The 26,228-nt window shown below is 72.3% G+C and carries 14 protein-coding genes (1 of these 14 only partly in view); 10 read left to right on the top strand and 4 right to left on the bottom strand.

What is annotated here, in order from left to right:
• The 7 genes in view from ACTIF1_RS12725 to ACTIF1_RS12755 are tightly spaced (at most 9 nt apart) and all read left to right on the top strand, a layout consistent with a single transcriptional unit that may run on beyond the window.
• Nucleotides 1-9,501, top strand: partial view of an SDR family NAD(P)-dependent oxidoreductase gene (locus ACTIF1_RS12725; RefSeq protein ID WP_439596800.1) — the 3' portion only. It extends 5,394 nt beyond the left edge of the window; 9,501 of the gene's 14,895 nt are visible here — the last part of the coding sequence; its start codon lies off the left edge, out of view; the stop codon is at nucleotides 9,499-9,501.
• Nucleotides 9,494-10,306: an SDR family oxidoreductase gene (locus tag ACTIF1_RS12730; protein WP_439596801.1), complete on the top strand. Its 813-nt coding sequence runs from the start codon at nucleotides 9,494-9,496 to the stop codon at nucleotides 10,304-10,306. Before ACTIF1_RS12725 ends, ACTIF1_RS12730 begins: the two co-directional genes overlap by 8 nt.
• Nucleotides 10,307-10,315: 9 nt before the next feature.
• Nucleotides 10,316-10,570 carry a phosphopantetheine-binding protein gene (locus ACTIF1_RS12735; RefSeq protein ID WP_439596802.1) on the top strand — a complete coding sequence of 85 codons (255 nt, stop codon included), beginning with the start codon at nucleotides 10,316-10,318 and terminating at the stop codon, nucleotides 10,568-10,570.
• Nucleotides 10,563-11,753 carry a beta-ketoacyl synthase N-terminal-like domain-containing protein gene (locus tag ACTIF1_RS12740; RefSeq protein ID WP_439596803.1) on the top strand — a complete coding sequence of 397 codons (1,191 nt, stop codon included), beginning with the start codon at nucleotides 10,563-10,565 and terminating at the stop codon, nucleotides 11,751-11,753. Before ACTIF1_RS12735 ends, ACTIF1_RS12740 begins: the two co-directional genes overlap by 8 nt.
• Nucleotides 11,750-12,991: a hydroxymethylglutaryl-CoA synthase family protein gene (locus tag ACTIF1_RS12745; RefSeq protein ID WP_439596804.1), complete on the top strand. Its 1,242-nt coding sequence runs from the start codon at nucleotides 11,750-11,752 to the stop codon at nucleotides 12,989-12,991. Before ACTIF1_RS12740 ends, ACTIF1_RS12745 begins: the two co-directional genes overlap by 4 nt.
• The gene (locus ACTIF1_RS12750) at nucleotides 12,982-13,749 is read left to right on the top strand and encodes an enoyl-CoA hydratase-related protein (RefSeq protein ID WP_439596805.1); all 768 of its coding nucleotides are present in this window, start codon (nucleotides 12,982-12,984) and stop codon (nucleotides 13,747-13,749) included. Before ACTIF1_RS12745 ends, ACTIF1_RS12750 begins: the two co-directional genes overlap by 10 nt.
• Nucleotides 13,734-14,477 carry a polyketide synthase gene (locus ACTIF1_RS12755; protein ID WP_439596806.1) on the top strand — a complete coding sequence of 248 codons (744 nt, stop codon included), beginning with the start codon at nucleotides 13,734-13,736 and terminating at the stop codon, nucleotides 14,475-14,477. Before ACTIF1_RS12750 ends, ACTIF1_RS12755 begins: the two co-directional genes overlap by 16 nt.
• Before the next feature lie 3 nt (nucleotides 14,478-14,480).
• Here ACTIF1_RS12755 and ACTIF1_RS12760 read toward each other — a convergent pair whose 3' ends face one another.
• Nucleotides 14,481-16,004: a phospholipase D family protein gene (locus ACTIF1_RS12760; RefSeq protein WP_439596807.1), complete on the bottom strand. Its 1,524-nt coding sequence runs from the start codon at nucleotides 16,002-16,004 to the stop codon at nucleotides 14,481-14,483.
• 106 nt (nucleotides 16,005-16,110) lie between these two features.
• The gene (locus tag ACTIF1_RS12765; RefSeq protein ID WP_439596808.1) at nucleotides 16,111-17,019 is read right to left on the bottom strand and encodes an endonuclease/exonuclease/phosphatase family protein; all 909 of its coding nucleotides are present in this window, start codon (nucleotides 17,017-17,019) and stop codon (nucleotides 16,111-16,113) included.
• Nucleotides 17,020-17,727: 708 nt separating this feature from the next.
• On the opposite strand from ACTIF1_RS12765, the gene ACTIF1_RS12770 reads away from it, so the two are divergent.
• From ACTIF1_RS12770 to ACTIF1_RS12780, 3 genes are all read left to right on the top strand, one after another.
• Nucleotides 17,728-18,831: a CgeB family protein gene (locus ACTIF1_RS12770; protein ID WP_439596809.1), complete on the top strand. Its 1,104-nt coding sequence runs from the start codon at nucleotides 17,728-17,730 to the stop codon at nucleotides 18,829-18,831.
• Nucleotides 18,828-19,166: a hypothetical protein gene (locus ACTIF1_RS12775; protein ID WP_439596810.1), complete on the top strand. Its 339-nt coding sequence runs from the start codon at nucleotides 18,828-18,830 to the stop codon at nucleotides 19,164-19,166. Before ACTIF1_RS12770 ends, ACTIF1_RS12775 begins: the two co-directional genes overlap by 4 nt.
• A 360-nt stretch (nucleotides 19,167-19,526) precedes the next feature.
• Complete coding sequence (locus tag ACTIF1_RS12780) at nucleotides 19,527-22,298, top strand: response regulator (RefSeq protein WP_439596811.1); 2,772 nt, start codon at nucleotides 19,527-19,529, stop codon at nucleotides 22,296-22,298.
• A gap of 18 nt (nucleotides 22,299-22,316) precedes the next feature.
• On the opposite strand, the gene ACTIF1_RS12785 is transcribed toward ACTIF1_RS12780, so the two are convergent.
• Complete coding sequence (locus tag ACTIF1_RS12785; protein ID WP_439596812.1) at nucleotides 22,317-22,826, bottom strand: helix-turn-helix domain-containing protein; 510 nt, start codon at nucleotides 22,824-22,826, stop codon at nucleotides 22,317-22,319.
• Nucleotides 22,827-23,083: 257 nt separating this feature from the next.
• Nucleotides 23,084-26,161, bottom strand: coding sequence for a carbohydrate-binding domain-containing protein (locus tag ACTIF1_RS12790; protein ID WP_439596813.1), 3,078 nt, complete (start codon nucleotides 26,159-26,161; stop codon nucleotides 23,084-23,086).
• Between the last annotated feature and the right edge of the window lie 67 nt (nucleotides 26,162-26,228).

Here is a 26,228-nt window from a genome sequence, read left to right on the forward strand (position 1 = left end):
GTCATGCCAGGCCGCGATGCCATCGCCATCATCGGCATCTCGGGCCGCTTCCCCGGCGCGCCGGACCTCGACGCCTTCTGGGACATGCTCTGCGCCGGCCGCCATGCGGTGCGGGAGGTGGATCGCTTCGACCTGAGCGCGATCCGCGACCGCAGCACGGCGCGCTGGGCCGCGCTGCTGGAAAATCACGACCAGTTCGACCCGCTCTTCTTCGGCATCTCACCGGCCGAGGCCGAGGCGATGGAGCCGCAGCAGCGGCTGCTGCTGGAGGAGGGCTGGCGCGCGCTGGAGGATGCGGGCCTGCCGCCGGAACGCCTTTCCGGCCGCAGCTGCGGCGTCTTCGTCGGTGTCTCCGCCAGCAACTACGTGGCCGGGCCGGCACCGGCGGCCCTGCAGACGCTGGGCGGGTCCGTCGCCATTCTCTCGGCGCGGCTCTCCTATCTGCTGGACCTGCAGGGGCCGTGCTTTCCGGTGGATACCGGCTGCTCCTCTTCCCTCGTCGCGCTGCATCTGGCGGCCGAGAGCCTGCGGCGCGGGGAGAGCGAGGTGGCGCTGGCCGCGGGCGTGTCCTGCAACATCATTTCGCCGCATCTCTTCCTGTATCTGTCGGATGCCGGCATGGCCTCCCCCACCGGCCGCTGCCACAGCTTCGATGATTCGGCGGATGGCTTCGTGCCGGGGGAGGGTGTGGGCTGCCTGGTGCTGAAGCGACTGGCCGACGCGCAGCGCGATGGGGACCGCATCCATGCCGTGCTTAGGGGCAGCGGCACCAACCAGGATGGCCGCACCAGCGGACTGACGGCGCCCAGCGCTACCTCGCAGACCGCGCTCGAATTGCAGGTCTATCGCCAGGCCGGCATTGACCCGGCGACGATCGGCATGGTCGAGGCGCATGGCACCGGCACCAAGCTGGGCGACCCGATCGAGGTCGCCGCGCTGACCGACGCCTTTGCCCGCTTCACGGAGGAGCGGCAGTTTTGCGCGCTGGGTTCGGTGAAGACCAATATCGGGCATTGCATGGCGGCCGCCGGCATGGCGGGGGTGGCCAAGGCGGTGCTGGCGCTGCGCCATCGCGCGATCCCGCCCAGCCTCAATTTCGACCGACCCAACCGGCATATCGATTTCGCGACGACGCCCTTCTTCGTGAATACGGCGCTGCGCGACTGGGATGCGCCGGCAGCGGGCGTGCCGCGTCGCGCCGCCATCTCCTCCTTCGGCTTCAGCGGCAGCAATGCGCATGTGGTGATCGAGGAGGCGCCGGAGGCCTTGGCGCCAACGCCGGCCGCGCCGGGTGGGCGGGTGGTGCCGGTCTCCGCGCGCAGCGCCGCGGCGCTGGAGCGGCTGCTGCGCGACCTGGCGGATCGACTGGAGGCCGCGCCGCAACCGCTGGCCGATGTGGCGGCGATGCTGGCGCTGCGGCGCGGCCATTTCCGGCATCGCCGCGCCGTGGTGGCGCAGCATGAGTCCGAACTGCCGGCGCTGCTGCGCGCGGCGGCGGCGCGGCCGGCGCGGGAAGCGCCGGCCGAGGGCGACCCCATTCCCGCCATCGCTTCCGCCTGGGCGGCCGGGCGCGCCGCCGCGCCGCAGGACCTGGCGGCGCTGGCCGCGCTGCATGAGGCCGGTGCGCGGATCGACTGGCAGAAGCTGGCGGATGGGCGAAGGCCGGTGCTGGTCCTGCCGGGCCATCCCTTCTTCCGCGCGCGCTACTGGGCCTTCGATGCCATGGCGGGCTTTGCCGCACCCGCCGCGGCGGAACTGGTGCTGGAGCCGGGCCTGCCGCTGCTGCGCGACCATGTGGTGCAGGGGCGCAGCATCCTGCCCGGCACGGCGACGCTGGCGATGCTGCGGCAGGCGGGGCTCGGCGATGCGGCCGGAACGCTGCGGGACATTGCCTGGCTGGCGCCCGCGCTGCCGGGCATGGTGCTGCGGGCTGCGGCGGAGGATGCGGGCTGCACGGTCTCGGAGAATGGGCGCCTGCTGGCACGCGCCGCGGTGGATCGCGCGCCGCCGGCCATAGTGCCGCCGATGGACCTGGGTGCGCTGGCGGCGCGCTGTGCGCGGATGATGACTGGAGAGGACTGCTACGCCGCCTTTGCGCGTCTCGGCTTTGCTTATGGCCCGACGCTACGCGTGTTGGCGCGGCTTCGGCTGGGCCAGGGCGAGGCGCTGGCCTTTCTGGTGCCGGGCGCGGGGCTGGATGCGGCGCGGCTGGATGGCGCGCTGCAGGCGGCCGCGCTGATCGGGCTGGAGGCGGCGGGCGCCACGGAGGGCGCGCGCTTCGTTCCGGCCGGCCTGGAGGCGCTGGAGATCCACGCCGCGCCCGCCGCTGGCATGCCGCTGGTCGCCCATGCGGCACTGCGCGCGGATGCAACGGCGGAAGCGCCGGGCTTCGACATCACGGTGGCGGAAGAGAGTGGCCGCGTGCTGGCCGTGCTGCGCGGCCTGCGCGCCCGCCGCCTGCCGGCCGAGGCCTCGGCCGCCATCGGCACGCTGGCCTTCGTGCCATGCTGGCAGGCAGCGGAACCTGCCGCAGGCGCCTTGCCGGAGGGCGAGTTGCTGCTGCTGGCCCGCGATGCGGCACTGGCCGAGGCGCTGCGCGCCGCGCTTCCGGCCAGTCTGCGGCTGACGCTGGCGCGGCCGGACCACGACTTCGATCCCACCGATGCCGAAAGCTGCGCTGCGCTGCTGCAGCGTTTTGCGCCCACGGTGGTGGTGAACGCGCTGCGCCTCGACACCGCCCTGGGCGAAGGGGTGGGCCAGGCGCTGGCGACGATGGGCGTGGAGGAGGGGGCACGGCTGCTCTTCCTGCTCGCCCGCACCGCGCGGCCCATGGCGCTGCTGCATCTGGAACCCGCGGCGGAGGGCGGCGCGGGCAGCGCCGCCGCAGCCCTGCTGCGCAGCGCGGTGGCGGAGAACGGCGCCCTGCGCGGCCGCGTGCTGCGCATGGCCCAGCCGAGCGCCGCCGCGATCCTTGAGGAACTGTCCGAGCCCTGGCCGGAGGTGGCGGAGATTCGCCGGGACGCGGCGGGCCGCGCCCTGCTGCGTCGCAGCCCCGCGACGCTGGCCGAATCCCCACAGGACTTGGCGCGCGCCGGCAGCACCTGGCTGGTCACCGGCGGGCAAGGTGGGCTCGGCCTTGCGCTGGCGCGGCACCTCGCGGCGCAGGGGGCTGCGCGCATCGCGCTGCTGTCGCGCGGCGCGCCCGATGCGGCGGCGCTGGCGGCGGTGGAGCAGGCGGGCGCCGTGGCGCTGCACCTGCAGGCCGATGTGGCGGACCCCGTCGCCCTGCGCGCGGCATTGGCAAGAATGCGGCGCCAGTTCGGGCCGCTGCATGGCGTGGCGCATGCCGCGGGGCTGCTGCGGGATGATCTGCTGGCGCGACAGGCGCCGGAGGATTTCGATGCTGTGCTGGCGCCCAAGGCGGCCGGTGCGGTGGCGCTGGACCAGCTGACAGCGGCCGAGCCGCTGGAGGCCTTTGTGCTGTTTTCCTCCACCGCGGCGGCGCTCGGCGTGCCGGGGCAGGGGGCCTATGCGGCGGCCAACGGCTTTCTCGGCGGTTTCGCCGCGCAGCGGCAGGCATCGGTCGCAGCGGGCCGGCGGCAGGGGGCGACGCTGGCGGTGGATTGGCCGCTCTGGCAGGGCGGCGGCATGGCCCCGCCGGCGGAGGTGGTGGCGGAGTTGGACCGGCAGCTCGGCCTGGTGGCGATGCCGCAGGCCGAAGGCCTGCGGGTGCTCGGCGCCGCGCTGGCGCTGGGCGTGCCGCGGCTGCTGGTGCTGCATGGACGCAGGGACCGGCTGGGCAGCGCGCTGCGGCCGGCGCGGCGCGCCGCCGTGGCAGCCGGTGGCCATGTCGAGCCAGCGCAGGTCGTCGCCTATCTCGCGCGGTTGCTGGAGGAGGTGATCCGCCTGCCGCCCGACCGGCTCGATGCCGATGAGCGGCTGGAGGAATACGGCCTCGATTCCATCGGCATCATGCGCCTGAACGCGCGACTGGAGGCCGATCTCGGTGATGTCTCCAAGACGCTGTTCTTCGAGCATCGCACGGTGCGCGACCTCGCCGCGCGACTGTTGGGCGACCATGGCGCGGCGCTGGGCGCGCTGCTGGCGCCGGGCGCCACGGTCGCGCCGCCGCCGGGCGCGGAGGCGCTGCCCGCGCCACGCGCCGTGGCGGCGCCGGGAAGCGGTGACATTGCCATCATCGGCATCGCCGGAAGCTATCCCATGGCACCGGATCTCGACATTTTCTGGGAGAACCTGCGCGAGGGTCGGGACGCCATCACCGAAATTCCGCCGGAGCGTTGGCCGATCGAAGGTTTCTGGGACGCCGATCGCGCGCGGCCGGAGACCAGCTACACGAAATGGGGCGGTTTCCTCGCGGATGCCGACTGTTTCGACGCGCGCTTCTTCGGCATCTCACCCATCGAGGCCGACAGCCTGGATCCACAGGCGCGCAAATTCCTCGAAACCTGCTGGGCGGCGCTGGAGGATTCGGGACGCACCCGCGCCACCTTGTTCGAGGGCGATGCGGCACCCGAGGCCCGGCGCGGCGGCGTCTTCGTCGGCGTGATGAATGGCGACTATGCGCTGCTGGGGCCGGAGGAAGCGGCGCGCGGCAATCTCATCGGGCCCAATGCCTCCTACTGGAACATCGCCAATCGCGTCTCCTGGATCCTCGACCTGCACGGCCCGAGCCTGGCGCTGGATACCGCCTGCTCCGCCTCGCTCAGCGCCATCCACGCCGCCTGCCAGGCGCTGCGGGCGGGGGAATGCAGCATTGCGCTGGCCGGGGGCGTGAATCTCATTCTGCACCCCAGCCGGCACTGGATTCTCTCGAAATCGGGCTTCGCCGCCCCGGACGGCCGCTGCCGCAGCTTTGGCGCGGGCGGCGACGGCTATGTGCCGGGGGAGGGCGTGGGCGCGGTGGTGCTGAAGCCGCTGGAGCGGGCGCTGGCGGATGGCGATCGCATCCATGCCGTCATCAAGGGCAGCGCGCTGAACCATGGCGGCCGCAGCGGCGGCTTCACCGTGCCGGACCCGGCGGCGCAGGGCGCGCTGGTGGCGGAGGCGCTGGCGCGCGCCGGCACGCCGCCCGCCAGCATCTCCTACATCGAGGCGCATGGCACCGGCACGGCGCTGGGCGACCCGGTGGAGGTGGCGGGTCTCGGCCGCGCCTTTGCGGGGTTGCCGGTGGAGTCGCTGCCGATCGGGTCCGTGAAATCGAATATCGGGCATCTGGAGGCAGCGGCGGGCATTGCGGGCCTCACCAAAGTAGTTCTGCAGCTGCGGCACGGGATGCTGGCGCCGAGCCTGCATGCCGAAGTGCTGAATCCCGATCTCGGCCTGTCCCGCACGCCGCTGCGCGTGCAGCGCCAGGCGACGCCCTGGATCGCGCAAGGCGGGCCGCGGCGCGCTGGCATCAGCAGTTTTGGCGCGGGCGGCGCCAATGCGCATCTGGTGGTGGAGGAAGCGCCGTCGGTCGCCACGCCGCGGGCGGCTCCTGGGCCCTTCGTGGTGCCGCTTTCGGCCGCGACGGATGCGGCGCTGCGCCGGTCTGCCGCTGCCCTGGCCACCTGGCTGCGGGCGCATCGCGAGGTGCTGCCCGCCGATGTGGCGCGCACGCTGCAGACGGGGCGGGAGGCGATGCGCTTCCGGGCCGCCTTCGTCGCCAGCAGCCTTGCGGAGCTGATCGCGGGCTTCGACGCCATCGCCGCCGGCCAGGGCTTTGCCGAGGGCGAGGTCAAGCGCGATTCCAGCGGCCTGGCGCCGGAGGACGACCTACCGGCCCTGGCCCGTGCCTGGGCGCGGGGCGCGGCAAGGCTGGACTGGGACGCGCTGGCACCCGGTCGGCGCCCGCCGATCTCCCTGCCCGGCATCAGCTTCGAGAAGCGGCGCTGCTGGGTGAAGGTCACGCCGCGCGCCGTGCCGGCGAAACCCGCGCTCGCCCTGCCGCGCGGCGTCAGCCTCGGCACGCCGGATGCGGAGGGCCGCTGCGCCATCGCCATCGCGGCGGAGGCGCCGGTGCTGGCGGAGCATCGGGTGGGCGGCGCGACCATTCTGCCGGGTGCCTTGCTGCTGGCGCTGGCGCTGCGCGCCAGCGGGGCGCGGGCGCTGGCGGATTGGCGCTTCCTGCGGCCGGCGGACACGGCCGCCATCGCGGCGGGCCTTTCCGTTCAGCTGGCCGAGGGGCGCATCGCCCTTGATGGCGGTGCGCGTCTCGCCGAGGGCCGCGTGGCGACCGGCGTGGCGACGCCACCCGAGCTTGCCGTGGCGGCCGAAGACGCCCCGCAGCGGATCGAGGGCGCGGCGGCCTATGCGCTGCTCTCCGGGGCGGGGGCCGATTACGCCGGTGGCTTCCGCCGGCTTGTCTCGTTGCAACGCGGTGCCGAGACCGCAGTGGCGAGGCTGGAACCCGGCGCGGCGGATTGGGCGGAGGCGCTGGACGCCGCCTTCCAGATCACCTTCGCCCTGCTGCCCGAGAATGCGCCGCCCGGTGGCTACCTGCCCGCGGCGCTGGAGCGGCTCGACATCCTGGGCGAGCCCCAATCCGTCACCCGCATCCTCGGGCACCGTCGCAGCGCGGAGGGCGCGGACATCGTGCTCGACCTGGTGCTGGAGGATGCGGCCGGCACGCCGCAGGCCGTCCTGCACGGCTTCGTCGCCCGCCGCGCCGCCGCCCTGCCGGCGCTGGAGGCCTGGCACGCGCTATGGGACCCGGTGCCGATGCCGGAGTCGGTCGCCCCGCCGCGCGCGCCCGTGCTGCTGGCGCCGCATGCCGATCCAGCACTGGCAGCGCGGATGGGCGCGGTGCTGGGCGTGCCGCCCGGCGCGGGCGCGCTCGACCTCGGCACCGATGCCGTCTGGCTGCTGGCCGGCGGCGTCGCCGACCCGGCCGCGCAGGTGGAAGCGGCCGTGCTGCATCTGGCGGCGCTGCTGCGCGACCTCGCCGCCCGCCCCGCGCCGCCGCGGCTGGTGGTGGTGACGCTCGGCGCGCAGCGGGCCCGGCCCGGCGAGCGGCCCTGCCCGCTGGCCGCCGCGCTGGCCGCCTTCAGCCGCGCCGCCGCGCGGGAGCAGCCGGAGCTGCGCCTCGCTCTGCTGGATGTCGATCCCGCCGATGCGGAGGCGCTGGCCCTGGTGCCGGCGCTGGCCGCACCGGGCGCGGACCTGGCCCTGCGCGATGGCGTGCCGCTGCGCCGCGGCTTTGGCGCGCTGGACCTGCCGGCCAGCCCGGCGCCGGCGGAAGGCGTGGTGCTGATCGCGGGCGGCGCCGGCGGGCTCGGCCGGGCACTGGCCGAGGATCTCGCCGCCGGGGGCGCCCGCGTGGTGCTGCTGGGCCGCAGCGCGGCGAGCGCGGCGGTCACCGAGACCCTGGCCCGCGCGGCGGGCCGCATCCTGCATCTGCGCGCCGACCTGGCGCAGCCGGCGGCGCTGGAGGGCGCGCTGGCCGAGGCCACGGCGCGCTTCGGCCGCATCACCATGGTCGTGCATGCGGCGATGGACCTGCGGGAGGGCCGCGTGCTGGCGCAGCCGGATGTGGATATCGCCGCCGTGCTGGCGCCCAAGACCATCGGCCTCGCCAATCTTCTGGCCGCCCTGGCGCGGCAGGAGGCGGACGGCCCGCCGGCGCGTCTGGTGGTCTTCTCCTCCGCCAATGCCGAAACCGCCAATCCCGGCCAGGCCGCCTATGCCGCCGCCAGCGCCTTTGCCGATGCCTTCGCGCTGCGCCAGGATCGCCCGGTGCTGGTGCTGGATTGGGGTTTCTGGGGGGAGGTCGGGGCAGTGGCGACCGCGGCGCATCGCGCGAGCCTCGCGCGCATCGGCGTGCATCCGATCGGTACGGCGGAGGGGCTTGTGTTGCTCGGCCGCGCCCTGGCAGCGCCGGGGCTGGAGCGCCTGATGCCGCTGCGCATCGCGGACCGTGTGGCGGCGGAGCTGCGCGCCGATCCCCGGCGCCGGCTGGCGGTGCCGGCGGAGCCGTCGCTGCGCCTGCTGCCCGCCGCGCGCGCGGCGGCAGAGGCGGTGCAGCAGGCGGGCGGCACCGTGCTGCGCAATGCGGCCCGGGATTTTGTGGCCATGAACCGGCACGGCGCCGCGCTGGCCCGTGCCGCGCTTTCGGCCGCCGGCTTCCCGCAGGCCGCCCCGTCGCAACAACGCCTGCAGGCGGCGGTGGAGGCGATGCTGGCCAGGGCGGAGCCGCTGGAGGCCGCGGCGCAGGAACGGCTCGCGCAGGACCCCTCCGCCGCGCCCTATCTGCGTCTGCTGCAGGCCTGCACCCGGAAGCTGCCGGAGGTGCTGACAGGCGAGGTGGATGCCAATGCCGTGCTCTTCCCGGGCGGCCGCTTCGACCTGGTCGCGCCGATCTATGCCGGCAATCCGGTGGTGGACCATCTGCAGGAGATGCTGGCACAGGCGGTGGCCGCGGCGGTCGCGGCGCGGCCGGGGCCGGTGCGCATCCTGGAAGTGGGCGCCGGCACCGGCGGCACCACACGCTTCGTGCTGCGCGCCCTGGCGCCCTTCGCGGACCGCATCGACTACCTCTTCACCGATATCGGCCCGGCCTTCCTGGAACAGGCGGAGCGCGAGCTGCGGCGGGAGGCACCCTTCCTGCGCACCGCCTGGCTCGATATCTCGGCCTCCGCCGCGCCGCAGGGTTTTGCACCGCGCAGCTTCGACATCGTGATCGCGGCCAATGTGCTGCACGCCACGCCGCGCATCGCGCAGACCCTGGCCAATCTGAACGCGCTGCTACGGCCCGGCGGGCTGGTCGCGATCAACGAGGCGACGGCGGCGCAGGAGTTCAACACGCTGACCTTCGGCATGACCCGCGGCTGGTGGCTTTTCGCGGATCCCGAGGCGCGGCTGCCGCATGCGCCCCTGCTGGACCTGCCGCGCTGGCGCCACAGCCTGGCCGCGGCCGGCTTCGCGGGCACCACGGCGCTGGGCGACCCGGCGCTGCAATGCATCCTGCTGGCCGAGGCGGATGGCTTTGCCCGGACCGCGCCTGCCGTCGAGGCACCGCGCGTGGCGGCTGCACCGCAACGGGTGGATGACGACATCGAGGAAAAGCTGCGCATCACGGTGGCGGAGGCGCTGCGCCTGGCGCCGGAAGAGGTGGAGCCGGAGGCCAGTTTCTCGGAATACGGCGCCGATTCCATCATCAGCGTGGAGCTCGTACGCCGGGTGAACGAGGTGTTCGGGATCGACCTGAAGACCACCGCGCTGTTCACCTACGCCACGGTGCGCGAGCTCGCCGCCTATATCCGGCTGGAACATGGCGCGGCGGGGCCCGTGCCGGCGGTGCAGTCAGAGGTGGCAGATCGTATCGCCGGGTCGCGGGAGCGAACCGACCGGTTGCGCAGCCTGATCCGCCGGCGCATGGAAGCCAGTGCCGAGCCGCCACCGCCGGAGGAGGGCGCCAGCGACCTGGCCAGCCTGCTGCGGCGCCTCGAGGCGGGGGAGATCGGCTATGAGGCTGCGATGGAGATGCGCGTGACCGATGCCTGATCCCGTCAGCGGCTTTGCGCCCAATCTGTTCCGCGGGCGGCGCGTCTTCGTCACCGGCGGCGCCGGCACCATCAACCTCGGCATCGCGCGCGGTTTCGCCGCACTCGGCGCCGACCTCGCGCTGTGTGGCCGCAACCGCGAGACGCTGGAGGCGGCGGCGGCGGAGTTGCGCGGGCTCGGCGCCACGGCGCTGCCGCTGGTCGCCGATGTGACGGATTATGCGAGCCTGGAGGCGGCCATGGCGGCCTCTCGCCAGGCGATCGGCGCCATGGATGTGCTGGTCTGCGGCGCCGCCGCCAACTTCCCCGCGCCGGCGGAGCAGATGACGGCGGAGGGATTCCGAAAAGTCATCGCGGTGGACCTGATGGGGTCCTTCAACGCGGCGCGGGCGGCCTTCACGCAACTGAAGGCGCAGCGCGGCAATATCATCTTCGTCTCCGCCACCAATGCGCTGATGCCCTTCGCCTTCCAGGTGCATGTCGGCGCCGCCAAGGCGGGGATCGACAGCCTGATGCGCGGCCTGGCGCTGGAATGGGGCAAGCACGGCATTCGCTGCAACAGCGTGCTGCCGGGCCCGATCGAGCGCACCGAGGGCCTGTCCCGCCTGCTGACGGCGGAGGATATCGACACCCTGAAGGGCTATGTGCCGCTCGGCCGCTTCGGCACGGTGGAGGATATCGCCAATGTCTGCTGCTTCCTCGCCTCCCCGATGGGCGGGCTGCTGACCGGCGTGGCATTGGTGGCCGATGGCGGCCAGAGCTTTTCCGGTTCTGCCATGCTGGCGGAACTGATGATGAATCCCTGAGAGGCAGGCATGGACCGCTCCGAGATTTTTGGCATTGTCGCGCGCCAGATCCGGGCCGTGCTGCCCGATGTGCCGCAGGGCGAGATCCGGGAGGATCGGTCGATGGTCGAGCTCGGCGCGAATTCCATGGACCGCGTGGATGTGCTGGTGGGCTCCATGGAGGAGGTCGGGCTGGCGCTGCCGATGACCAGCTTTCTCGGCGTGACGAGCATCGGCGGGCTGGTGGACCTGCTGTGGTCGCGGCACCAGGCGGCGCATGGCTGAACCCCGGCGCGTCGTCATCACCGGCCTCGGCGTGCTGGCGCCCGGCGGCGTGACGGATGCCGCCGGCTTTGCGGAGATGCTGCGCGCGGGGCGGGTGGCGCCGCTGCAGGACGAATGGCCGGGGCTGGCGATGCGGCTGGGGACCATCGATGCGGCGGCCTTGCCGAGATCAGCGCAGCGGGTGGCGCGGGGCGGGTCCCGCGCGCTGATCGCCACGCTGTGTGTCGCGCTCGCCGCCTTTGCGGAGGCGCGCGTTGTGCAGGCCGCCGCCTTTGGCGTGCTCGTGGCGGGCAGCAACATCGCGCAGGCGCGCGGCTTCGATACCGCGCGCAAGTTTCAGCAGGAGCCGGCCTGGACGCCGCCGCGCCACGCGGCGGAAGTTTTTGATACGCATCTCGCCGCCGTGGTGGCCGAAGCCGCTGGCGCGCAGGGGCCGGGGCTTTCCGTCGGCGGCGCCTCGGCCAGCGGCAATGCGGCGGTGGCGGTGGCCGCCGACCTGATCGCCATGGGGCGCATGCCAGGCTGCCTGGTGGTGGCGCCGCCGCCGGATTTCGGGCCGGTGGAATGGCAGGCGCTGGCCGCGCTTGGTGCGCTGGCGCCACCGGGCGCCGCCTGCCTTCCCTTCGACCGCGCCGCCGCCGGCTTCGTGCCTGGCGAGGGCTGTGGGGCACTGGTGCTGGAATCCTTGGAGTCAGCGCAGGCGCGCGGCGCCACGCCACTCGCCGAAATTGCCGGCCATGCCCAGGCGCAGCAGGGCCGCGCCGGTGTGGCGCCCGATGCCGGAACGGCGCTGCGCGTGATGCGCGCGGCGCTGGGCGACCTGCCGACAGCGTCGCTCGGCTTCGTCAGCGCGCATGCCACGGGCACGCCCGCCGGCGATGCGGCGGAGGCCGAGGCGCTGGCGACATTGCTGCAGGGTGCGCCAGTGCCTGTGAACGCCACCAAGGCCATGATCGGCCACGCCATCCAGGGCGCCGCGCTGCTGGAGCTGGTGGCCTGCGTGCTGCAATTGCGCGGCGGCTTCGTGCATGGCACGCCCGGCCTGACCCAGCCGATCACCGACCAGCTGCATCTGCCGACCACGACGCTGATGCGGCAGTCGCACTACGCGCTCAGCCCCGCCTATGGCTTTGGCGGGCTGGCCACGGCCGTGCTGTTGCGCAACGCAAGGAATCTCGCATGAGCGACGCCATCGGCATCGAGGATCTCGGCGTCTATGCCGGCCGCGCCAGCCTCGACGTGGCGATGCTGGCCGAGGCGCGCGGCTTGAACCATGCGCGCTTCGCCAATCTGCTGATGAAGCGCAAGAGCCTTTGCGCGCCCTGGGAGGATGCGGTCTCCTTCGCCGTCAATGCGGCGCGGCCGCTGGTCGCGGCCCTGTCGCCGGCACAGCGCCAGGCGATCGAGCTGGTGATCATCGCCACCGAATCCGGCCTCGACTGGGGCAAGTCCGCGGCGACCTATGTGCATCACTACCTCGACCTGCCGAAGCATTGCCGCCTGTTTGAGGTGAAGCAGGCCTGCTACGGCGGCACCGCAGCCCTGCAGATGGCGGCGGCCATGGTCGCAGCCTCGCCGAATCCCGAGGCGCGGGCGCTGGTGATCGCGACCGATCTTGGTCGGCCGGTGCCGCATTCCTATGCCGAACCCTCGCAGGGCTCCGCCGCCGTGGCGCTGCTGGTCTCCCGCAACCCCGTCGTGCTGGCGCTGGAGAGCGGGGCGAGTGGTGTGCATGGCTATGAGGTGATGGATGCCTGCCGGCCGACGCCGGAGATCGAGACGGGCGATGCGGATCTTTCGGTGCTCAGCTACCTCGACTGCCTGGAACACAGCTTTCGTGCCTATGCGGCGCGGCAGCCTGGCGTCGATTTCGTCACCCACTTCGCGCGGCTGGCCTGGCACACGCCCTTCGGCGGCATGGTGAAAGGCGCGCATCGCAACATGATGCGAAAATTCCGCCAGGCGCCGCCCAGCGCGGCGGAGGCGGATTTCGAGGCACGGCTGCGCGGGTCCCTGCTCTTCTGCCAGGAGGTGGGGAACATCTATTCCGGCACGGTCTTCCTGGCGCTGGCCGGTGCCCTGGCATCGCCGGATTTCGTGCCGGAGGCGCCGGTGCGGATCGGGCTCTTCTCCTACGGCTCCGGCTGCTGTTCGGAATTCTATTCGGGCCTTGCGGATGCGCGCTCCGCGCAGGCGGTGTGCGCGCGCGGCATCAGCGCGGCGCTGGTGGCGCGGCGGCCCATGGACATGCCGCGCTACGAGGCGCTGATCGCGCGCACACGGGATGGGCTGGTGGGCACGAAGCAGATCACGGTGGCCAGGGACGGCCTGGAACAGCTTTGGGAGGAAGGGTTTGCCGGCAGCGGCCTGCTGGTGCTGGACCGCATCGAGAACTACCAGCGGCGCTACCGATGGGCCTGAGCCTCGCCCGCCGCGGCAAGGTCCTGGCCGCGACGCTGGACGCGCCGGCGCGCGGCAACCCGCTGAGCCGCGCCAGCATCGCCGGGCTGCATGCCGCGCTGGATGAGGCGGAGGGCGATGCGGCGCTGCGCATCCTGACCATCCAGGGCGCCGGCGGCATCTTCTGCGCCGGCATGGATTTTTCCGAGGCCACCGCCACCAGCGACATGGACGAGGACGGCATCCGCGCCCTGGTCGGCAGCCTGTATGACCTGTTCGAACGCTTCGGGGCCAGCGAGATCGTCACCGTCGCGCTGGTCGATGGGCCGGCGACAGCGGGCGGGCTGGGGCTGGTCGCGGCCAGCGACGTCGCCATCGCCACGCCGCGCGCCAGTTTTCAACTGTCCGAGATCCTGTTCGGCCTGCTGCCTGCCACCGTCGCGCCCTTCCTGGTGCGGCGCATGGGGGTGCAGGACCCGTATCGTATGACCCTGACCGCCGAACGCATGGACGCTGCGACCGCGCTTTCGCGCCGCCTGGTGGACGAGGTGACGGAGACGCCCGCGGATTCGCTGCGCCGCCTGCTGATCCGCATGGACCGCGTGGCGCGGCGCGATGTCGCGGCCAGCAAGGCCTATTTCCGCCAGCTCTGGATCATGGACGCGGCCACCCGCGGCCACGCCATCGAGACCATCGCCACACGCATCGCCGATCCGCGCAGCATGGCCGCGATCCGTGCCTTTCTCGAATCGGGGGGCGCGCCGTGGAGGACGCCGTAGCCCTGCACTGGCAGAACGAGATCGCCGTGGTCACGCTCCAGGACCGCGCCGGCCGCAACACCTTCTCGGTCGCGCTGGTCTCCGGCCTCGCCACCGCCTTTGCCGCGATCGCGGCGAACCCCTCAGCGAAGGTCGTGGTGCTGCATGGCGCGGAGGGCATCTTCTGCGCGGGCGGCACGCTTGAGGAACTCATCGGCATCGCGGACGGGCGCCAGAAGTTCGACGAGGCCGGCTTCTACCGCATGCTGCTCGACTGTCCGCTGCCGGTGATTTCCGCCATGGACGGGCATGCGCTGGGTGGCGGGCTGGTCTTCGGCCTCTATGCGGATCTCTCCGTGCTCGCGGTGGAATCGCTCTACGCCACCAACTTCATGAAATACGGATTCACGCCCGGCATGGGCGCCACGCTGATCGTGCCGCATCGCCTCGGTCCTGCGCTGGCGAACGAGATGCTGTTCACCGCCAACGGCTATCACGGCGGCGCGCTGCGCGAACGCGGCATCGGCCTGCCCGTGGTGAAACGCGCGGAGGTGCTGCCCACCGCGCTGCGCCTGGCGCGCGACCTGGCGGCAAAACCCGCCGTGGCGCTGCGCCTGCTGAAGGCGGCGCTGGCTGACCCGATCCGGGAGGCGCTGCCCGCCGCCGTGGCGCGCGAACAGGCGATGCATGAGGTCACTTTCGCCCAGCCCGGCATCCACGAGCAGATCCGCAGCCGCTTCGGCGCGTAAACCTCAGAGCTGGGATTCGATCGGCAGCCAGCGCAGCACCCGCGCCAGCACGCGACGGCGCAGGGAGGCATCGGGTTCGCGATGCAGCTTGCGCAGCACACCCTGCGGCCCGGCGCCGGTCCAGGTCAGGCGGCCCTGCTCCAGCCCCAGCCGCCAGCTGCGCGCCGGATCGGCCAGGCGGTCATGCTCGGCCCGCAATTCCCGCGCCAGCACCGGATGATCCACGAAGGCGCCCATTTCGGTGTTCAGCGCGGCGGAGCGGGGATCGAGGTTGAAGGAGCCGACGAAGATCGGCCCGTCATCCACGACGAAGGCCTTGGTGTGCAGGCTGGCGCCGCGGGATCCGAAGGCGCTTGTCTCCTCATCCTCGCCGCTCGGCTTCAGCTCGAACAGCGCGATGCCGGCGCGCAGCAGCGGCTCCCGGTACCCGGCATAGCCGCCATGCACCGCCACCACATCGGTGGCCGCCAGGGAATTGGTCACCACGGAAACGCGCACGCCGCGCGCCGCCATCTCCAGCAGCAGCGCCAGGCCGGCCTGTCCGGGGACGAAATAGGGGGAGATCAGCAGTGCCTCCCGCTGCGCCTTGCGCAGGGCATCGGCGATCTCGGGCGCGATGCCGCCGGCGGCGCGGGCCAGGCGCCGCGCCGCCAGGCCGCGCTTCGCCTTCTCCGGCGGGTCCGCCACCACCTGCACCGCGGCGGGGGCGATGGCCACCATGCCGCGCGCCAGCGGCGCCGCGGCGCCGCCGCATTCGCCGAGATGTGCCAGGTAGCGCACCGCCTCCGGCTCCGCCGCCGCCTCGGCCAGGGCGCGGCGCAGCTTCGGCAGGCCGCGATGCTTGTCGGCGGGTGGGCAGACCACGGCGGCGGGGCGGGCCAGCCTGTTGTGCCAATAGCTTTCGAAGACGCGTTGCGTGCCGCTCGCCGCGGCGCCCGCCAGCACCAGGTCGAGGTCGCGGAAATTGAACTCGCCGGCCTTGGCGCCGAAATACTCGTCGCCGAGATTGCGGCCGCCGGCGATGGCCACCCTGCCATCGGCGATCCAGGCCTTGTTGTGCATGCGCCGGTTCAGGTGCCAGCCGCCGAAGACCATCTCCAGCAGGAAGCCGGCGCGGCCGAAGGCGCGCCAGCGCGTGCCGTTGAACAGCCGCACCGCGATCATCGGATGGGAATCCAGCGCGGAGAGCACGCGTTCCCGCCCCAGCGCATAGGCATCGTCCAGCAGCAGCCGCACCCGCACGCCGCGATCCGCGGCGGCCAGCACCTCGCGCGCCAGCAGCCGGCCGGTCACGTCGCCGTGCCACATGTAGTATTGCAGGTCGAGGTTGCGGCTGGCGGCGCGGGCGGTGGCCACGCGCACGGCAAAGGCATCCAGCCCCTCAGGCACCAGGGCTGCGCCCGCCTGGGCGCCACCCAGCCCCGCCAGCACCTCCGCCAGCGCCTCGTCGAGTGCCGAGCCGCGGCGATCCGCCATCGGCCCGCCATCCGGGCGGGGTGCCAGCGTCATGGCCGGGGTCTCTCGCATGCCGCTCCTTTCCGCCAACGGGCGCCGCCTGGATGGATCTGGCGACGCGCATGGCCCGCCGCAAGCGAACGGCGCAGCAGCGTGACGGTTGCAACGGTCCTGCCGGTCAGGCGGCCTGGTGCAGCGCCTGTTCCGCGCCCAGCCGGACGGAGGCGGTGAGTGGCAGGTGGTCCGAGGCGACACGGGCGAGGGCGCTGTCATGCGCCGTGACATCCGCCACGATGCCGCGCGGCCAGCCCAGGATGCGGTCCAGCGCCAGCACCGGAAGCCGCGTCGGGAAGCTGGCCGGGCCCTGCGTCACGGGACCGAAGAAGGGCTCGAAGGCGCGCAGGGAGGATTTGGCGCCGGGGCGCCATTCGTTCAGGTCGCCCAGCAGCAGAGTGGGGATCGGCTCCTCCCCCTCCGGCTGCTCGGCCAGCGCCTGCAGGATGGCGGCCGCCTGCCGGGCGCGGCAGCGGCGCAGCAGGCCCAAATGGGCGGCCACCACACGCAGCCGGCCGGCTGGCAAGTCGAGCTCCGCCACCAGCGCGCCGCGGGGTTCGGCGCCCGGCAGGGCCAGGCGGCGGATGCGCGCGGGCGTGCCGGGGCGCACCAGTATGGCATTGCCGTGCCAGCCATGGCCATCCGGCAGGTCGGAGACCGGCAGGGGGGCCAGCCCCGTCTCCCGCTCCAGCGCCACCGCGTCCATCAGGCCGACACGGCGGCCGAAGCGGCGATCCGCCTCCTGCACCGCGACCAGGTCGGCGCCGAGTTCCGCGATGACGGCCGCGGTGCGGGCGGGGTCGAAGCGGCGATCGGTGCCGACGCATTTGTGGATGTTATAGGAGGCGACCCGCATCTCACCCGGCCCGCAGGGCGGCACGATGGTGCTGAGCGGCGGCGTGCGGGCCGGGCGGCGCAACTCCACCATCAGCCCCTGCACGGCCGCCTGGGTACGGCGCAGGCGTTCGGCGACCTTGCGGCGCGTGGCTTCCGCCCCCGAGGCGGGGCGGCGGGCGTGATGCATATCGGTCATGCGTGGTTCGGGGCCGGATTCCGTCTGACGGGGCGCTCCGGCGACCCGATGGGAGAGGGGAACAGCGCCGCAGAAGTAGTCCCTGCGGCGGCGGCTTCCAAGGTCCCATCGCGGCCGGATGCATGAACATCCTGCGCCTCAGGGATGAACGCGGCGTTGCAACTCTGGCGGGACAGCTCCGTTGTCCCGGCGCCCGAGACAGCGCCTGCCGCAGCAGTCGGCCGCGCCGGAGGATCCACGCTTGCCCCCTGCCGATGCCGAGGTCATGCCCGCCGCCATTGTCACCGCGCCCGGCACAATCCGGATCCCGGCTTTGCCGCGGCCGGCGCCGGGGCCTGGCGAGGTGCGCGTGCGGATCGAGGCGCTGTGGCGGCGGCGCAGGACATCGACCTGCTGCACCTGAACCTGCCGACCCAGGCCGCCGCGTTGCGCACAGGAATTCGTCCTCGCGGCGGGGCGCTGGTGGGATGAGGGCAAGGGCGGCGCGCTGCCGGACGCCGCGGCGGGTCGCATCGCCTAGCCGGTGCGGGCGGCTGGCGCCTGTCGCGGCGTGAATGGCCAGGGCTTCGCCTTCCAGCATCCCGTGCCGCTGCGGCGCGAGAGATCCGCGCAGGCGCAGCGATTCACGGCGGCCCGGCAACTCTTGGCCCTGCTGGCCGCTTATTACGCAGCAGCCTCAGTTTCCTGATCTTCCCGCGTGGAGTCGCCATGCGCTTCGTATTCTACACGCACTCGCTGGTCTCCGACTGGAATCACGGCAACGCCCACTTCCTGCGCGGCGTGATGCGGGACCTGCTGGCGCGCGGGCATGACGCGGTGGCGCTGGAGCCGGCCTATGGCTGGAGCCGGCAGAATCTGCTGCAGCAGGCCGGGCCGCAGGCCGTGCCGGATTTCGCGCGCGCCTTCCCGCAGCTGCGCCATCAGACCTATGAGGATGATTTCGACCACGCCGCCGCCACGGCAGAGGCGGATGTGGTGATCGTGCATGAGTGGACCGATCCCGCCCTGGTTGCCGCGCTCGGCCGGCTGCGGCGCCAGGGCGCGCGCTTCCGCCTGCTGTTCCACGATACGCATCATCGCGCGGTCTCCGATCGCAAATCGATCGCGGCGATGATGCTGCAGGACTACGACGGCGTGCTGGCTTTTGGCGAGACGCTGCGCCAGCGCTACCTCGACAGCGGATGGGGCGCGCGGGTCTTCACCTGGCACGAGGCGGCGGATGACGCGCTGTTCCGCCCGCTCGCGGCGCAGAAGACCGGGGAGCTGGTCTGGATCGGCAACTGGGGTGATGCCGAGCGGACGGAGGAGCTGCATCGCTTCCTGATCGAGCCCGCAGCGGCGCTCGGCCTCTCCGGCATCGTGCATGGCGTCCGCTACCCGGAGGCGGCGCTCGAGGCGCTGCGTGAGGCGGGCCTCGATTATCGCGGCTGGATTCCGAATGCCGGGGTGCCCGCGGTCTTCGCCGCGCATCGCGTCACGCTGCATATTCCGCGGCGCCCCTATGTCGCGGCGCTGCCCGGCATTCCCACCATCCGTGTCTTCGAGGCGCTGGCCTGCGGCATCCCGTTGATCTGCGCGCCCTGGGAGGATGTGGAGGGCCTGTTCCGCCCCGGCACGGACTATCTTCTGGCGCGCGACGGCGCGGAGATGCAGCAGCGGCTGCGCGAGGTGCTGAACGATCCCGCTTGCGCCGCATCGCTGGCGGCGGCGGGGCTCGAGACGATCCGCGCAGGCCACACCTGCCGCCATCGCGTGACCGAACTGCTGGAGATCCTGCGGCGCCTCGATGCCCCCCTCGAGGAAGCGGCATGACGGTCGCCTTCTACGGATCCAGCCTGCTCTATCTGCAGACCGGCCAGCGGGCCAATCTGGCGGAGCGGGAGCGGCATGCGCGATTCCGCTTCGTCCACCACGATGTCTGCGATCCCGTCGAGGCGGCGCAGCCGGTGGACGAGGTCTACAACCTCGCCTGCCCCGCCTCCCCGCAGCAATACCAGGCGGATCCGGGCCGGGCGGAGGCGCTGCTGGGCTGGCGGCCGGAGGTGGCGCTGAAGGATGGGCTGCAGCCGGCCATCGCCTGGCTCGCGGCATTGCAGAACCGGCCGGCCCCGGCCGAGTTGGTCGCGGCGCTGCCCCCGGCCGCATAGCGCCATCCCTTTCGGCTTGTGCCGTTGCGAAGGCTTGCGGCCGGAGCCAAGTCACCTCAAATCCTGCGCAGTCAAAGCTGGAACCATATCCGTGGCGAACTGGGAATGATCGGTCACGTTGCTCACGGGAATGTGAATCTCAGGCCGAAAGGAAGAACTGACTTGAGCTTGAGAGCAATAAATTGCGCGACGCGAAGATTCGTTTCTGAAAATTGTTCGCGTTTGTAGCGCGGCACGACCATGGGGTGAAGGCAAAGGCACTCAAATATTTGGGTGCAGCGCCGATTCCGGGCCTGGATGTCATTGCGTTAATGCTAAACCGTCCCGGTCACGCAATCCTGCAAACAAGAGGTCTCGTGCATGGCTGGTGCCGGTCAGGGCAGTGCCGATGCGGCGCGGGTGGCGCGAGAGGATGCGGCCTTGATCGTCCTTCTGCTCGGCGCCACTCCGGCCGCGCTCGACACCATCCTGGAGGGGCTGACGTGGCCGGAGGATGTGGTGCTGCTGCTGCGGCCGCTGCCCGGGCAGGCCGCCGCCCTGCTTCGGCCGCGGGCCTGCGGCGCCGCGCCGCAGCTGGCGGAGCAGGGTGCGCCGCTGCTCGGCGGCCGGATCCTGGTGCTGCCGGCGCATGTCGCCTTCCGGATCCTGGACGGCCGCCTGGAGGCGGGCGAGGCGCCTGATCCGCAGGGGGCGCCGGATGCGCTGCTGGCCAGCCTTGCCGAGGCGCTGGGCCCGCGCGGCGTCGCCGTGCAGCTGGCCGGCGCGCTGGCCTCGGCGGAGGGTCTCGCGACGCTGCGGCGCGCCGGCGGCTGGGTGATGGCCGAGGCGGCGCAGAATGGGCCGCCCGAGGATGCGATCGACCAGCGGGTGCCCCTGCTCGCCATCGGTCCGGCGCTGACCGCCTGGGCCAGGGCCCTGCGCCGTGGCTTTGGGCAGGAGATGCTGCAGGCCATCCACCAGCCCGTGGCGCTGCTCGATTCCGGGCGCCAGGTGCTGGCCGCCAATACGGCCTTCGAGGCCGCCTTCGGCCGCGCGCCGGAGCGGCTGGAAGCCGCCCTGCGCGGCGCCCCGCGGCTGGAGGCGCTGCTCGCGGCTTCCGCCAGTTCCACGGCGGGCAGCGCGGAGTCCATCGTGGAAGTGCCGCAGGGCGATGGCGAAACCCGGCTGCTGCGCGTCTCCGCGTGCCGCGTGCCGGGTGGCGAGAGCGCGGCGCGCACGCTGCTGGCGATCGAGGATCTGACGGAGCAGACCCGCCTGGCCGGCCGGCTGGAACTGGCCAAGGCGGTGGCGGAGCGGGCGGATCGCGACAAGTCCCGCTTCCTGGCCGCGGCCAGCCACGACCTGCGCCAGCCGCTGCAGAGCATGAGCATGCTGCATGGCCTGCTGGCCGCGAAGGCGACCGATGCGGGCATGCTGCGGCTGATCGGCCGGCTGGACGAGACCATCGATGCCATGTCGGGCATCCTGGATGCGCTGCTCGACATCAACCGCATGGAGGTGGGCCGGGTGCATGCGGATATCGCCCCGGTGCCGCTCGGCGCGCTCTTCGCCAGCCTGGAGCGGGAATTCGCCGACAGCGCCCGCGCCGCGGGCCTGGCCTGGCGCATGGTGCCGAGCGATGCGGTGGTGCTCAGCGATGCCCGGCTGCTGCGGCAGGTGCTGCGCAACCTGCTGTCCAATGCCCTGAAATACACGCGCCAGGGCCGCATCCTGCTGGGCTGCCGGCGTGCCGGCGGGCGGCTGCGGATCGAGGTCTGGGACACCGGCATCGGCATCCCGCAGGGCCAGATGCAGGCGGTGTTCGAGGAATTCCATCAGATCGGCAAGACAGCGCGCGCGCGCAGCCAGGGGCTCGGCCTGGGGCTGGCCATCGCGCGGCGCCTGGCCAAGCTGCTGGGCCATCCCATCGGCGTGCGGTCGCGGGAGAATGTGGGGTCCTGCTTCCATCTCGACCTGCCGCTGGCGCATGGCGGCGCGGAGGCGGAGGACCCGGCGCAGGGCGTCCCGGACGCCGCGGCGCATATCCTGGTGATCGAGGACGATCCGGCGGTGGGCGATGCGGTCTGCATGCTGCTGCGGCAGGCCGGCTACACGGCTGTGCTGGCGCATGACGGATCGCAGGCCATCGCCCTGGCGGCCGACCAGGCGCCTGCGCTGATCATCACCGACTACAACCTGCCCGGGCCCTTCAATGGCGTGGAGCTGACGCTGCAGCTGCGCCAGGTGCTGGTCCCGCCGCCCGCCGCCATCATCCTCACCGGCGATACCTCCGCGCGCACGCGTCAGGAGATCGGCCTGCTCGAGGTGGAGCACGCGCCGAAGCCGATCCGCGCCGATGACCTTCTGGCGCGGGTGCGGCGCCTGCTGCCGGTGCCGGTGCCCGTGCCGGTGCGCCCGGCCCTGCCCACGCCGGCGCTGCACCCGGCCCGTGCCGCGGCGGCGCCGGATGCGATGCCTGACCTGCCGGTGCCAGCTTCGGCGGATGCCGGGCCGGCCGCCGCACCGCCCGCGAAGGTGCGGACCGGCGGGCAGGTCTTCATCGTGGACGACGACGCCATGCTGCGTCGCGATGTCGGCGAATGGCTGGCCAGCAATGGCTGGTCGGTGCAGAGCTTCCCCAGCGCCGAGGCCTTCCTGCAGGCGGATGAGCCGACCCGGCAGGGCTGCGTGCTGGTGGATGCCGTGATGCCGGGCATGGACGGCCTGGCGCTGCTGGCGGCGCTGCGGCCGCATGCCCAGCGGATGCCCGCGATCATGGTGACCGGGCATGGCGATGTGCGCATGGCGGTGCGGGCGATGACGGCGGGTGCGATCGATTTCATCGAGAAGCCGATCGGCCGCGCCGACCTGCTGCGCAGCATCGCCACCGCCAATGCGCGGATCGCCAATGCGATGAGCGAGGCGACGGCGCGGGCGGAGATGGCGGCGCGGCTGACGCGGCTGACGCCGCGGCAGCGCGAGATCCTGGATCGTGTCGTGGCGGGATCGCCGAGCAAGATCATCGCGGCGGAGCTGCTGTTGAACCAGCGCACGGTGGAAAACCACCGCGCCGCCATCATGGCCAAGATGGGCGCGCGATCGCTGCCGGAGCTGATCCGCAAGGTGGTCTCCGCCTCCGGCGCCGGCGGCTGAGCCGGCGGCGGCCGGCAGCTAATCGGTGCTGCCGCCCGGGGCCTGCATCGGCTGGCCGCGGGCGACGGCGCGGGCGAAGGCCATCAGCGCCGTCCGGCGGCGCGGGTCGCTGATGGTGGAGAAGACCTGCACCAGCTCCACCAGCTCATCCGTCGCCCCCTCGGCGAATTCGGCCAGCGGCTCGCTGCGCGGCGCGGCGGTGCCGACGAGCGCCTCCGGCCGCACGCCGAGCGCATTGGCGATGCCGAGCAGCCGGCTGGTGGCGATCCGCGTCGCGCCCGTCTCATAGCGATGGAATTGCGCGCCGGTGACGCCGACGATATCGGCGACCTCCTTCTGCGTGCGGCCCGCGGCGCGGCGCAGTTCCTTGATGCGCCCGCCGACATTCGCATCCGCGAGGGTGGGGGAGCGGTTGCCGCCGGGCGCCGCCGCGGCGGGCTCGGGGCCCATCGCATCCTCCTGCGCGAAGCCGGGGGTGCGTGCCTCGATGGCGGCTGCCCGGATCGCGGCGGGAATAGTCTTTGCCATGCCGTGCATTCTACTGGTCCTTGGACGGGCGGCAACGCGCCGCATCTTCGCAAGCCGGATTGTTTCCCGCCGGCGTGGGGCGGGGCGCACAGGCTCTCGCCTGCGGGATCGGAGCGAACCGTCGGCTCCGCGCTTGCATCGGATTACAGGCGTTTGCGCCTGCGTGGCAGGACCGGAAAATACTCACGTAAAGAACAGCGGCAGGCACCGCGGAAAGCGAGTGTGCGCGGTGCCTGCAATACGTCGCCTGGGTTGTGTCAGAACTGCAGGAACACGTCGCCGTTCATCAGCAATGCGGCGCCATCGTGCAGTGTCTCTCCGTTCATTGAGAGATAGTCGATGTGGAGGTTGCGATCCGTCGCGCCGGTGCCGCCCCAGGCATCGTTGATGAAACGTACGCCCAGCACGTGATCGCCTGCGTCGAAGTCGCCGCGCAGCGCGTAGATTTCCACCTCTCCGGCGGCATGGGAGGCGCCGACGCTGCGCGGGCCGCCGAGCTGGACGCCATCGAGGAAGAGCAGGAATTGCGCATCCTCTCCCCACCGATCCTGCGATAGCGCCAGGCGCAGCAGATCGGGCCCGCTGCCGATCGTCTCCACCACGCCCTGCGCCGGCGTGCCGACGATGTCGAATGTGACGGAGCCGTTGCGGATGAGCGAGGCGGACTGGTCCAGGTCCGTACCGTTCAGCGAGATCGCCTCGACATGCAGGTTGCGATCCTTGCCCTTCACCCCGCCATAGGCGTCGTTCAGGAAGGTGATCGCAAGCTTGTGCGGCGCATCGGCGAAGTCGCCGGTCAGGGTGATGACCTCCGACTCTCCCTTGGCGCGTTCCGCGCCGGCCAGGCGGATGCCGCCCTGCTGCACCTCGTCCAGCGTGATCACGTAGCGCGCATGGCCCTTCCAGGCATCGCCGGAGATGCGGATGGCCAGAACGTCCTGCGGCGGTTCCGGCGCGCTCACCAGTTCTTCCGCCTTCAGGACGAAGGTGGCTTCGCGCGTGGTCTCCAGCATCTCGGACCGGCCGGTTGCGACGCCGTCCACCAGGATGGACTTCACATAGAGGTTGCGGTCCGCATCCGGGCTGCCGCCATAGGCGTCGTTCAGGAAGGCCACCTTGATGACGTGGTCGCGCCCGGCCGCGACCTCGCCCAGCTCGTAGCGCTGGCCGCCGGCGCTGTGCAGGGCGGAGACGGCGCCGCGGAACAGCTCCACGCCATCTACCTTGACCACGGCGATGGGATTGCCGCGCCAGCTTTCCGCGCCCAGCACGATGGCGAGCGGCACCATGGCGGGCGCCGCGGGCGGTTCCACCGGGGGAACCACGATGGGCGGCACGACGATGGGGGGGGTGGCCGGGCTGCCGCCGCCTGGCGCCTCGATGGCATAGGTCGGGTTGCGGCCGAAATCGTCCGGGGTGGAGAAGGGCGCCTTCTCCGCGATCAGCGCCTCATAGGCCGCCTTGGCGGCGGCGGAGCCGGTGACCTCATGGATGCCGGCGAGTGTCGCCAGCGCGAGCTGGGCATAGTCGCCCTCGCTGTGCTTCCAGCTGTTGTCGCCATTGCTCCAGCCGCGTGCCGCGGTCTGCGCGCCGATCTCCTCCCAGCTCGTATAGATGCGGCCTGTGGTGGCGTCGCCGATCGCGATGAGATAGGCGGCGCCGTCGCGCGTCTCGAAACCCTCATCCTCCGCCATGAAGCGGCCGACGAGGAAGTTGGACTGCCACTCCAGGAAGGTCTTCGCATCCGCATTGCCCTGGCGGGCGGCGGCGATGACGGTGGAGGCGAAGTAGTCCTGCTGCCAGGGCGGCAGCGCGCCGGCGGTGCCATAGGCGCCGGGCACCCAGCCATGCGCCTCGCCCTGCTTCGCGGTCCATTCCGGGATCATCGAGACCAGCCAGGCGTAGTTCGCGGCCGAGGCTTCCTGGAAGAAGGCCTTCTCCGCACTGCCATCCGGGCTGACCAGGGCGGCCTCGTCGATCTGCCGCAGCGACCAGGCGGCGCCGCGCACCTGGTTGCTGTCGACCACGTTGTCGGCATTGCCGCCGCGCACATCGGGCCATTGGCCGAGGATGTTCCAGGCCGCCTGCGCCTGCAGGTTGTCCAGCATCCAGCGCGCGCCGGTCATCAGATAGGGCACGTAGGACAGGTCCGGCTGGTGCGCCGCGTCGGTGCTCCAGCCCGAGAGGGAATCGAGCTGTTGCGTCAGGCCCTTCGAGCCGGCATCGCCTGGCCGGCCGTTGCCGCCACGGCCATCGAGCCAGAGGTTCGGATAGGCATCGGTGTCCAGCCAGCGGCCATTGGCGGCGTCCCAGAAGTGCCAGGGCACGGCGCTGGCGGTCTCCGCCTGGCCCAGCGCATAGGCCGCGGCGCGGGCATCCTGCGTCATCAGCCAGACGGTGTTCGGCAGGGTGGTGAAGCCGATATCGGCGCGGCCGCCGGTGCCGGGCATATAGGTGGCGACGCCGTTGGTCGCCATCGGCGCGTCCCAGCCGGGGGCCTGCATGGCCTGGGCATAGCCGGCGAGAAGCTTTGGATCGACCGCGAGGCCGAGGTCGTAATTCGCCACCGCGCCGGTCGCCTGCAGATGGGCGATGTCATGCTGGATGTTCAGCCAGCCCGCGGCGGGTGATCCGCTGCCCTGGCCGCCATCCCGGGCGTTGCTGGCGAAGCTTTCGTGCCAGTTCTGGTACTGGCTCTGCGTCACCGTCTCCCGCGCCACGACCTTGCCGTCCATCCGCACGGTGATGTCGGTGCTGGCGCGGCCGCCCTGGGCCTGCATCGCCTGGTCGTTGTTGAACTGCGCCTCCACCGCGAAGCCGCCGCCGCGGAAGGCGGTGACGTCGAAGACCATGCGCTGGGAGCCGGGCAGGTCGATCTCGACCCGCGCCTGGCTGGCGAGCGGGCCCTGCTGCCAGAAGCTGGCGCTGCCATCCTTCAGCGCCGCGCGCAGCGCCGCCAGCACCTCGACCGTCTGCTGCGCGCCGCCATGGATGGCGATGTCGACGGTGAAGGAATGGCCTTTCAGGCCCTGCGCCAGGTCGAGGGCGGCGGGCGGGGGGCCGGACTGGGTGCCGGAGAGGACGAGGTGCAGGCTCTCACCCGCAGCGAGCGCCGGGCGCGCGACGGAAAGCACCGCCATCTTCACCGACCCGTCCTCGTAGCGGGTCTTCACATCCATCTGCACGGCCAGGCTGGTGCTGCCCGCCTGGGCTGTGATGGCGGCACCGGCCGGCACTTCGCCGCGCTGGAAGACCTGGCCGAAGGTGGCGATTCCGGCGGCGAGCCTGCCGGCGCCGGCGTTCTGGAACACAAGGTCGTGGGTTGTATCAGTCATTCAAGGTTCCCCCGGCGCCAAGGCAAGGCGACGCCACTGCGACCGGAGGTTGCATCATATTTTCGCG

The organism is Falsiroseomonas sp. (genome assembly GCF_051860665.1).
Classification (GTDB): Bacteria; Pseudomonadota; Alphaproteobacteria; order Acetobacterales; family Acetobacteraceae; genus Falsiroseomonas.

Excerpts from the sequence above, each read along its gene's own strand:
- ACTIF1_RS12745 (WP_439596804.1), top strand. The coding sequence starts at position 11,750 with ATGAGCGACGCCATCGGCATCGAGGATCTCGGCGTCTATGCCGGCCGC.
- ACTIF1_RS12735 (WP_439596802.1), top strand. The coding sequence starts at position 10,316 with ATGGACCGCTCCGAGATTTTTGGCATTGTCGCGCGCCAGATCCGGGCC.
- ACTIF1_RS12760 (WP_439596807.1), bottom strand. The coding sequence starts at position 16,004 with ATGCGAGAGACCCCGGCCATGACGCTGGCACCCCGCCCGGATGGCGGG.
- ACTIF1_RS12790 (WP_439596813.1), bottom strand. The coding sequence starts at position 26,161 with ATGACTGATACAACCCACGACCTTGTGTTCCAGAACGCCGGCGCCGGC.
- ACTIF1_RS12765 (WP_439596808.1), bottom strand. The coding sequence starts at position 17,019 with ATGACCGATATGCATCACGCCCGCCGCCCCGCCTCGGGGGCGGAAGCC.
- ACTIF1_RS12775 (WP_439596810.1), top strand. The coding sequence starts at position 18,828 with ATGACGGTCGCCTTCTACGGATCCAGCCTGCTCTATCTGCAGACCGGC.
- ACTIF1_RS12750 (WP_439596805.1), top strand. The coding sequence starts at position 12,982 with ATGGGCCTGAGCCTCGCCCGCCGCGGCAAGGTCCTGGCCGCGACGCTG.
- ACTIF1_RS12740 (WP_439596803.1), top strand. The coding sequence starts at position 10,563 with ATGGCTGAACCCCGGCGCGTCGTCATCACCGGCCTCGGCGTGCTGGCG.
- ACTIF1_RS12770 (WP_439596809.1), top strand. The coding sequence starts at position 17,728 with ATGCGCTTCGTATTCTACACGCACTCGCTGGTCTCCGACTGGAATCAC.
- ACTIF1_RS12780 (WP_439596811.1), top strand. The coding sequence starts at position 19,527 with ATGGCTGGTGCCGGTCAGGGCAGTGCCGATGCGGCGCGGGTGGCGCGA.
- ACTIF1_RS12730 (WP_439596801.1), top strand. The coding sequence starts at position 9,494 with ATGCCTGATCCCGTCAGCGGCTTTGCGCCCAATCTGTTCCGCGGGCGG.
- ACTIF1_RS12785 (WP_439596812.1), bottom strand. The coding sequence starts at position 22,826 with ATGGCAAAGACTATTCCCGCCGCGATCCGGGCAGCCGCCATCGAGGCA.